Annotated in this window: 9 protein-coding genes; 7 read left to right on the top strand and 2 right to left on the bottom strand. The window is 56.9% G+C overall.

What is annotated here, in order from left to right:
• Window positions 1-192: 192 nt before the first annotated feature.
• Window positions 193-531 carry a DUF6249 domain-containing protein gene (locus E0486_RS14830; RefSeq protein ID WP_131853157.1) on the top strand — a complete coding sequence of 113 codons (339 nt, stop codon included), beginning with the start codon at window positions 193-195 and terminating at the stop codon, window positions 529-531.
• A gap of 96 nt (window positions 532-627) precedes the next feature.
• Here the strand turns inward: E0486_RS14830 and E0486_RS14825 are convergent, their stop codons facing one another.
• Window positions 628-2,220, bottom strand: a complete 1,593-nt coding sequence (locus E0486_RS14825; protein ID WP_131853155.1) for a S41 family peptidase — start codon at window positions 2,218-2,220, stop codon at window positions 628-630.
• Between the two features lie 53 nt (window positions 2,221-2,273).
• On the opposite strand from E0486_RS14825, the gene E0486_RS14820 reads away from it, so the two are divergent.
• From E0486_RS14820 to E0486_RS14800, 5 genes are all read left to right on the top strand, one after another.
• The gene (locus E0486_RS14820) at window positions 2,274-3,122 is read left to right on the top strand and encodes an N-acetylglucosamine kinase (protein ID WP_131853153.1); all 849 of its coding nucleotides are present in this window, start codon (window positions 2,274-2,276) and stop codon (window positions 3,120-3,122) included.
• Between the two features lie 159 nt (window positions 3,123-3,281).
• A complete protein-coding gene (locus E0486_RS14815; protein WP_131853151.1) occupies window positions 3,282-3,848 on the top strand; it encodes a hypothetical protein in 567 nt (188 codons plus the stop codon).
• Window positions 3,849-4,059: 211 nt separating this feature from the next.
• Window positions 4,060-4,785 carry a succinate dehydrogenase cytochrome b subunit gene (locus E0486_RS14810; RefSeq protein WP_131853149.1) on the top strand — a complete coding sequence of 242 codons (726 nt, stop codon included), beginning with the start codon at window positions 4,060-4,062 and terminating at the stop codon, window positions 4,783-4,785.
• A 70-nt stretch (window positions 4,786-4,855) separates the two neighbouring features.
• Entirely contained in the window at window positions 4,856-6,829 is a 1,974-nt protein-coding gene (locus E0486_RS14805; protein WP_131853147.1) for a fumarate reductase/succinate dehydrogenase flavoprotein subunit, read from the top strand.
• A gap of 44 nt (window positions 6,830-6,873) precedes the next feature.
• On the top strand, window positions 6,874-7,623 hold the full coding sequence (locus tag E0486_RS14800; protein ID WP_207906271.1) for a succinate dehydrogenase/fumarate reductase iron-sulfur subunit: 750 nt from the start codon (window positions 6,874-6,876) through the stop codon (window positions 7,621-7,623).
• Window positions 7,624-7,737: 114 nt separating this feature from the next.
• On the opposite strand, the gene E0486_RS14795 is transcribed toward E0486_RS14800, so the two are convergent.
• Window positions 7,738-8,028, bottom strand: coding sequence for a hypothetical protein (locus tag E0486_RS14795; RefSeq protein WP_131853143.1), 291 nt, complete (start codon window positions 8,026-8,028; stop codon window positions 7,738-7,740).
• Window positions 8,029-8,619: 591 nt separating this feature from the next.
• On the opposite strand from E0486_RS14795, the gene E0486_RS14790 reads away from it, so the two are divergent.
• Window positions 8,620-9,159: a helix-turn-helix domain-containing protein gene (locus tag E0486_RS14790; RefSeq protein ID WP_243697453.1), complete on the top strand. Its 540-nt coding sequence runs from the start codon at window positions 8,620-8,622 to the stop codon at window positions 9,157-9,159.
• The last annotated feature ends 206 nt before the right edge of the window (window positions 9,160-9,365 follow it).

The following is a 9,365-nucleotide window of genomic DNA, read 5'->3' as shown; positions in this document are numbered from 1 at the left end:
GGCTTGCCGCGCCGGCGCGCAGGGCGGAATTTTTGAAATTCTGCCCTGCGCGCTTTTTTTATCCGGCTCCCGATCCCATTGATTACCGGCCTGCACAAGTGAAGAATAATCCTGGTTTTCCGGTAACCCGTACCTTCCGGGCGGCGTCTGATGATGGGTAAACCGCTTCAGAAACCTCAAAAAAGCTTGACAATGGACCATAACCTCGTGCCGATCACCCTCTTCCTGAGCACTACGGCCATGACCTTCGGTATTTTTTACCTCCGCACCCGCGAGAACCTCGCCATCCTCGAAAAGGGCAAAGACCCGCGCTCGCCACGGCCCTTCAACAGCCTCAAAGCGGGCCTGCTCATTATGGGCGCCGGCCTCGGCCTGCTGCTGGCCTACCTGATCAGTAATTTCGGTGCGCCCCGCGGCGACGTGGAGCCGCTTTACTTCGCGTTGGTGGCCCTCGGCGGCGGCGGCGGGCTATTAGCCTCGTACAGCATCGAGAAGAAAGCGATGGACAAAAACCCGGACCTGTTCCGATGAGGACGGCAATCGGCAATCGCTAAGCCGCAATAAGAAAGGCAGCCCTTCGGACTGCCTTTCTTCATATTCAGGAATCAGCGACTCCCGATTCCGACATCACGACTTCACCACCTGCTGCGCGCGCAGAACCACGGGGTCGGTCTGGTTGTACACCTCGTAAAAACCCTGGGTACGCCAGCGCAGGCGGGCGAGGTAAGCCCGGATGCGGGCCTGCACTTCGCGCTTGTCTTTCTCCGGGATGTTGCGCAGGTTGACGCTGTCTTTTTCAGCGAAGTCAACCAGGCCTTGCCAGGCCGCATCGGTATTGACGAAGCCGCGGGCAAAGTCGGCCGGCGCCTTGAAGGCGTTGACGTCGTTGCGGTGGCTCATATAATACAGGTACACGTAATTATTGAATTTGCCATCCAGGTAAAGCTTGGAGATATTGGCCGTCAGCGAGCTCGTGTCCACCGGCACATACACGTCGGGCATGATGCCACCGCCGCCGTACACGGTGCGGCCGGCTTTCGTCTTGTAGGCTTGCCCGGTAGCGTGGTACACCGAGTCGGGGTGGATCACTTCACCGTTGCGGTAGCGCTCCAGCACTTCTTCGAGGTATACTTTCTTGCCCTTGTCGTAGGGGCGCTGAATGCTTCGTCCCAGCGGTGTAAAATAGCGGGCCACCGTGAGTCGGATCGCCGAGCCGTCGCTCAGGCCGTATTGCTCCTGAACGAGGCCCTTGCCAAAGGAACGCCGGCCCACGATGGTGGCGCGGTCGAGGTCCTGCAGCGCGCCGGCGAGGATCTCCGAAGCGGAAGCCGTTAATTCATCCACCAGCACTACGAGCTTGCCTTTTTCAAACACGCCGTCCTTGGTGGCATTGTAGTCGTGACGCTGGGAATTGGTGCCCTGCGTATATACGATCAGCTCGTTGCCCCCGATGAATTCGTCGGCGATATTCACCGCCTGCGTGACGAGGCCGCCGCCGTTGCCGCGCAGGTCGAGCACGAGCGCCTTCATACCCTTGGCCTGCAGGTCCTCCATGGCGCGCATGAATTCGCGGTAGGTGGTTTCGGAGAATTTGTTGAGGCGGATATAGCCGTTGGCGCCATCGAGCATATACGCGGCGTCGAGAGAGGGGAGGGGAATGGTGCCGCGGGTGACGTAGAAATACTGGGTGGTGTTTTTGCGAACGATGGAGAGCTTTACCTGGGTGCCGCCGGGGCCGCGGATCATGCGGCGGATACTGTCGCTGGGGAGCGTCTTGCTGACGATGTTGGCATCGTTTACCTGGATGATCCGGTCGCCGATCTGCAGTCCGGCCTTTTCGCCGGGACCGCCGGGCACCACGTACAATACGTTAACGGTATCCGAAAAGATGTTGAACTCGACGCCAATGCCCTCGAAATTGCCGGCAATGTCTTCATTGGCCTCGGACACTTCGCGGTTGGGGATGTACACCGAATGCGGGTCGAGCTGGTTCATCAGCCCTTCCATGGCATTGTCCTGCAGGGAATCGATCCGTACTTTGTCTACGTATTTACTGCGGATGAGGTCGATGGCCTCCTGCAGTGAGCTCCGGCCTTCGCGGGCGAAAAACCCTTTACCAGTGCCGGTTTGCTGGTGCAGGCGGAAGCCGAAGAACATCCCCGAGATCATCACGAGGGAGAAGAGAAGGGGAAGCCATACCTGCAGTTTTTTATTCCTCATTGGGGGGAGCGGTTACATTTGTAAATTGGCGCAAAATAAGCGCTTTTTCACCCATGCTCACAACCCTGATCGCCGATAGCGGCGCAACCAAAGCCGAGTGGCGCCTGTTGCACGAAGGTCGCAGCAAGTCGATCCTGACGCAAGGCATCAGTCCCTACTTCCTCGACACCGACGGCATCGTGCGGGTGCTGGAAGACGAGCTGGGGAAAAAACTCAGGAATGTAACGATCGAACGCGTGTTTTATTACGGTACGGGCTGCGCCAGCCCCGACAATGCCCGGGCAGTCAAACGGGCGCTCAAGCGGGTGTTCCCCGAGGCGAAGTCGGAAGTGGCCACCGACCTGCTGGCGGCTGCCCGCGCGCTTTGCGGCCACGAAAAGGGGCTCGCCTGCATCCTGGGCACGGGCTCCAACGCCTGTTATTACAACGGCCGGACCATCCTGCGCAACAGCCCCGGGCTCGGCTACGTGCTCGGCGACGAGGGCAGCGGCGCCTACCTGGGCCGCAAGGTGCTGCAGTATTACCTCTATAACACCTTCGACGAGGAGCTGCGCGCCCGTTTCGACGCCCGCTTCCTGACAACACCCGTGGAGATCCTCGACCGCGTGTACAAACAGCCTTTCCCCAACCGCTACCTCGCCGGCTTTGCCCTCTTTCTCGCCGAAAACCGCGGGCATTTCATGATCGAAAACATCATCGAGGACGGCCTCAACGACTTTTTCTACCAGCACCTGTGCAAGATTCCCGAGGTATGGAAATACCCGGTGAGCTTTGTTGGATCGGTGGCAGCCGGCTTCCGCGACAAGCTCGCGGAACTTTGCCATTCTTACGAATTCGACCTCGGGCCCGTGCTCCAGAAGCCTATGGACGGCCTGGTCACATACCATAAGGAACTGGCATAAAAATGTAATCTGCTTATTTGTGAAACCTTCTGATCTGCCAATGAATGCAGGTAAAAGTTAAAGCCTGACGAGCCTTGACGGCGAAACAAGCTATATCAGAACTTTGCCTCGAAAATCGTTAGCAGATCAGCACAATAGCCAATAAGCAGATTAGAATACATGCACGACATTGAACCCTTTTATAACTGGCGGCACATTTACGTGAGCGAGGAAGACGAACGCTCGCCGTTTTTTCAGCGGCAGTATTCGGAATTCGAGTTCAGCCAGACCGTGTACAATTACTACATCCACCCGCAATGGGATGAGTTCGGCAGCCGCACGCTCTACATGAAAGTGCTGCAGGCCGATTACGAGGAAAAATACGTCGTGCTGGAGCTGCTGGGAGAGTGGAACGACGCCATCGAGAACGACATCATGACACTGAAGCGCGACGTCATCGACAAGTTCGAAAAGGAAGGTATTTACAAGTTCATCCTCATCGCCGAGAACGTGCTCAACTTTCATAGCAGCGACCGCGATTACTACGAGGAGTGGCACGAAGAAGTGAGCGACGAGGCTGGCTGGATCGTTTGTCTCAACATGCCCGAGGCTACGCAACACGACTTCCGGAAAGCAAAGATCAATTACTACGTAGAGCTCATGGAGCTTGCCAACTGGCGCACCTACAAACCCTTTCACCTGTTCAAGAAAATCGACGACGAGCTCGGGAAGCGCCTCACGCTCTGAAGAGCAAGAACGCACCCTTCGACTGCGCTCAGGGGTGACAGCACTATTGAGTCAGAATGTTACGTGTCATGGTGAGCGAAGTCGAACCATGCGTTCCCTCTCTTCGTGTCCGGAGGACACATTTGGAGCCGGTTGTAATTTGTTGAAGCAGACGCTTTTTTGACAATCCGGGTGTACCTTCGCGCAAATTTTCAATCCCCTCCGACTGATTATGAAATGGTCACACTTCTTCACGTCTGCTGTAGGTAGGAAATTCGTTATGGCGCTGACGGGCATCTTCCTCATTTCTTTTCTGCTGATCCACGTTGCGCTCAACGCTTGCCTGTTCAATGACCTTACGTTTTTCAACGCGAACGACAACGGATCGATGTTCAACCGCGCGGCCCACTTCATGGGTAATTCCATTGTCATCCGCATCCTCGAGTTCGGGCTTTTCGCCGGCTTCCTGCTGCACATTGTGCAGGGATATGCAGTTGAACTGAAGAACCGCAGCCGCCGCAGCCAGGGCTACCAGGTGTCGCTCGGCAACCGCGGCTCCAAATGGTACAGCCGCAGCATGGCTTTGCTCGGCACCCTGATCCTGCTTTTCCTCGTAGTACACATCGCCCAGTTCTGGTATCCTTCGCGCCTTGCGCCCGGCATGCTCCAGGAAGCTTCTTACCGCAACGACACGGTGCACGTGCACAACCTGTTCCTCCGCATGTACGAAGTGTTCCAGCAAGAGTGGGTCGTGATCCTTTACCTGCTCGGTGTCGGCGCCCTTACGTTTCACCTGTTCCAGGGTTTCCACAGCGCCTGGCGCTCGCTCGGCGTGCACAACAGGAAATACCTGGCCATGCTCCGCAGCCTGGGCTACGTCTTCACGATCGTGGTTTGCGTGCTGTTTGCGCTTATGCCCATCGCGATGTATTTCCAGTGGGTGAATCCTTACAACTGATATCGGTGAACAATTTCGCCCGATAGCTGTACCTATTCCGAACAATCTTTCGAACCCAGAAACAAGTAGTATGCTCGACGCAAAAATCCCTGCCGGACCTCTCGAGAAGAAATGGGAAGATTACAAAAGCCATGTGAAGCTGGTCAACCCCGCCAACAAGCGCAAGCTGGAGATCATCGTGGTGGGCACCGGTCTCGCCGGCGCCTCGGCAGCCGCCTCGCTCGGTGAGCTGGGCTACAAGGTGAAAGCCTTCTGCTTCCAGGACTCGCCCCGCCGCGCGCACTCCATCGCCGCACAGGGCGGTATCAACGCCGCCAAGAACTACCAGAACGACGGCGACTCCGTGTTCCGCCTCTTTTATGATACCATCAAGGGCGGCGACTACCGCGCCCGCGAAGCCAACGTATACCGCCTCGCCGACGTCAGCCGCAACATCATCGACCAGTGCGTGGCCCAGGGTGTTCCCTTTGCCCGCGAATATGGCGGCCTGCTGTCCAACCGCTCCTTTGGCGGCACACAAGTGCAGCGCACCTTTTACGCCGCCGGCCAGACGGGCCAGCAGCTGCTCATCGGCGCCTACCAATCGCTGGAGCGCCAGGTGGCCCTCGGCAACGTGAAAATGTACACCCGCCACGAAATGCTGGAGCTCGTCACCATCGACGGCAAGGCCCGCGGCATCATTGCCCGCGACCTCGTATCGGGTGAGCTCGAGCGCCACTTCGGACACGCCGTTCTGCTCTGCAGCGGCGGCTACGGAAACGTATTTTACCTCTCCACCAACGCGATGGGCTCGAACGTCACCGCCGCCTGGAAAGCCCATAAGCAGGGCGCCTTCTTCGGCAACCCGTGCATGACGCAGATCCACCCGACCTGCATCCCCGTAACGGGCGAGCACCAGTCGAAGCTGACGCTGATGTCGGAATCGCTGCGCAACGACGGCCGCATCTGGGTGCCGAAAGCAAAGGGCGACCACCGTCGTCCGGGCGACATCCCGGAAGAGGAGCGCGACTACTACCTGGAGCGCCGCTACCCGGCCTTCGGTAACCTCGTGCCCCGCGACGTGGCCTCCCGCGCCGCCAAGGAACGCTGCGATGCCGGCTATGGCGTAGGTTCCTCCAAGCAGGCTGTTTACCTCGATTATGCCGACGCCATCCAGCGCTACGGAAAGATCGAAGCGTCGAAGCAGGGCCTGGCCAGTGCAGACACCGACACCATCATCCGCCTCGGCAAAGAGGTGGTGAAGGAGAAGTACGGCAACCTCTTCGACATGTATGAAAAAATCACCGGCGAGAACCCTTACGAAGTGCCGATGCGCATTTACCCCGCCGTGCACTACACGATGGGTGGTCTGTGGGTGGACTACGAACTGATGACCACCATCCCCGGTCTTTACGCCCTCGGTGAAGCCAACTTTTCCGACCACGGGGCGAACCGCCTCGGCGCCTCCGCCCTCATGCAGGGCCTCGCCGACGGCTACTTCGTGATCCCCTATACCATCGGCAACTACCTGGCCGACGAGATCCGCGTCAACGCCATCCCCACCAGCCACCCGGCTTTCGAGGAGGCCGAGAAGAACGTGCGCGAACGCATTGAGCACCTCATGAACATCCAGGGCAAGCATACCGTGGAAAGCATGCACAAGCGCCTCGGCAAGATCATGTGGGATAAGTGCGGCATGGCGCGCAATGCCCAGAGCCTGCGTGAAGCCATCGACGAGATCCGGCAGCTGAAGAAAGAATTCTGGAGCGATATCCGCATCCCCGGCAACATCAAGGAATTCAACCCCGAGCTGGACAAAGCCGGCCGCGTAGCCGACTTCATCGAGCTGGGCGAGCTCATGTGCCTCGATGCCCTGCAACGCGAAGAAAGCTGTGGCGGTCACTTTCGCGAGGAATACCAGACCGAGGAAGGCGAGGCCATGCGCCAGGATGACAAGTTCATGTACGTGGCCGCCTGGCAGCTCAAAGGCGAGCACGAGTGGGAACTGCATAAAGAAGAATTGCGCTACGATGTGGTGAAGCCCAGCCAGCGCAGCTACAAATAATCCAATCAGCATTCTTAAAAAGAGGAAGAATGGAACACTACAATATGAATCTGACCCTCAAAGTATGGCGTCAGGAAAACAATAACGCAGCGGGCCGCTTTGAAAGCTACGAGGTAGCCGATATCTCTTCGGAAATGTCGTTCCTGGAAATGTTCGACGTGCTCAACGAGCGCCTCATCGAGCAGGGCAAAGACCCCATCGCGTTTGACCACGACTGCCGCGAGGGCATCTGCGGCATGTGCTCCATGCACATCAACGGCCGCCCGCACGGCCCCTGGCACGCCACCACCACCTGCCAGCTGCACATGCGCGCCTTCAAGAATGGCGACACCATCGTGGTGGAACCCTGGCGCGCCAACGCCTTCCCGGTGATCAAGGACCTCGCCGTAGACCGTACCGCCTTTGACCGCATCATCCAGGCCGGCGGCTTTATCTCGGTCAACACCGGCAACGCGCAGGACGGCAACGCCCTGCCGATCGACAAGACGGCTGCCGATGCTTCCTTCGCCGCTGCTTCCTGCATCGCCTGCGGCGCCTGCGTTGCGGCCTGTAAGAACGCCTCCGCCTCGTTGTTCACCGCCGCCAAAGTGGCCCACCTGGCCCTGCTGCCGCAAGGCGCACCGGAGCGCAAGCTACGCGTGATGAGCATGGTAGACCAGATGGACAAGGAAGGTTTCGGCTCCTGCACCTTCACCGGCGCCTGCGAAGCCGTTTGCCCGAAGGAGATCTCCGTGACCAACATCTCCATGATGCACAAAGAATACCTGGTGGCCGGACTAACAACCGAAAAATAAAAGTAAAAGCCCCGCACTTCGCGGGGCTTTTACTTTCTGAGGCAGCCGGAAAGCCTTCCATTGCTTCCCGCAACGACGGCTTTGGTAAAAGGGCACGGATAATCGGGCACTGCATCAATAGGCAAGCGGAGGTTTCCGAAGCAGCCGTTCCGTTTGCCATGCCGGAGTTAGGTGCAAGGCATCCAAAATAGCCTGGCGCAGCATGGTGAGTTCGGGCCGGTCGTCTTGCCGGGGCAGCAGTCCGTCAAAATTCGTTTTGATCGTCAATACCTCACCAAACCGATCCGTAAGCGCCTGCTCATGCAGGCGTACGAAGACAAGAAGTGGAAAGGCTGAAATGTCGACTTGCGCTTCGCAGGTATAGATATATCCGGAGAAAATAAAGGTGAGGTCGGTTTTCATCATGGTTATTTGATTTTGAATTCGAGGATGATTACAGACTCCATCAGCCGGCAAGCCGGGAAGAATCGCTGTTATTTTGTGTAGCCAATCGTCTTTGGAGAGTTTCCGACTTCCGATGCCTCACGCAAATTGTTGCGCAGCGCCTGCCTTCCGCCAACCCCTGGCTGGACCGTGGCGTACCCCCGTTGAGAAAGCTACCTTGCTGCATGTATTCCGCTTGTTGGCGGTCAGGTGGGCCAGGAGGCGCAGGGCACCGTATAGCGGTCGTACAAGGCCCCGATGCCGGTGGCGGGGTACCCAGCAGCGGGCAGGCCCGGCTTTTTCATTTCCTGGTACGGAACTCTTTTGGTTTAGGGACGGTTGGTATTCGGAAGACAGTTATAAAACTACCGATCCCAGCCTCATCACCCGCTATAGAATTCCTGTTTAATGCTACATAATTCGTTTTTTGCCGTCTTTATACAACAAATCGCGCCGATCGGCTCCAATATTGATTAGGTTTACTGTTCCCTTACGGTAAGGAGTGCCTTTCAGGCCGGGTGCGGCATTTTCGATTCTCCTTTAACCCGCTATTTGAAGCTGTACATAAAAAATATGGTCACCCTGCGCTGCATTATGGTGGTGAGAGACGAGATCGAGCGCCTGGGACTGGTATGGCAGGACGTGAAGCTGGGTGAGGCGGTTATTTTTGAACCGGTCTCGGAGCAGGACCAGACGCTATTGAGGCTGGCCCTGAAAAAATCCGGCCTGGAAATCTTTGACGACCACAAAAGCAAGCTGGTGGAAAAGATCAAGCAGCTTGTCGTAGAACAGGTACATCATGCTACAGAACCGTTGCAGGAAAACTTCTCGACGTTTCTGGCGCGGATGCTGAATTACGACTACCACTACCTGTCGCACCTGTTTGCCGTGAACCAGGGTCTGACGCTGGAACGGTATGTCATCAATAACAAGATCGAAAAAGTGAAGGAGCTGCTCGTGTATGAAGAGTTGACTGTTTCAGAGATCGCCTTTCGGATGAACTACAGTAGCGCAGCCCACCTTTCCAGCCAGTTCAAAAAAGTAACCGGCTTCACGGCTTCCCATTTTAAAAAAATCAAACGAATCCGTTTCGACGATACTATCGAACAATAGACGGTACCACCAGGAAGACAGCGGCTTACGACCCATATGATTGTCGAAATCATCGAATTCAACCCAATTCTATTTAAACAAAACGATCCTGAATAAGAGTACGGCACACGTGAGCGTCATGGCGCTCGACCCTGGTGAAGGCGTACCGGTGAAGAGCGGCCGGTTCAACACCGTCACACGGTCATCGAAGGAACGGCAGAGATCGT

Origin of the sequence: Flaviaesturariibacter aridisoli (assembly GCF_004343705.1) — a bacterium.
In the GTDB taxonomy this organism is placed as follows: Bacteria; Bacteroidota; Bacteroidia; order Chitinophagales; family Chitinophagaceae; genus Flavisolibacter; species Flavisolibacter aridisoli.
This window is presented reverse-complemented; position numbering and strand designations above follow the sequence as displayed.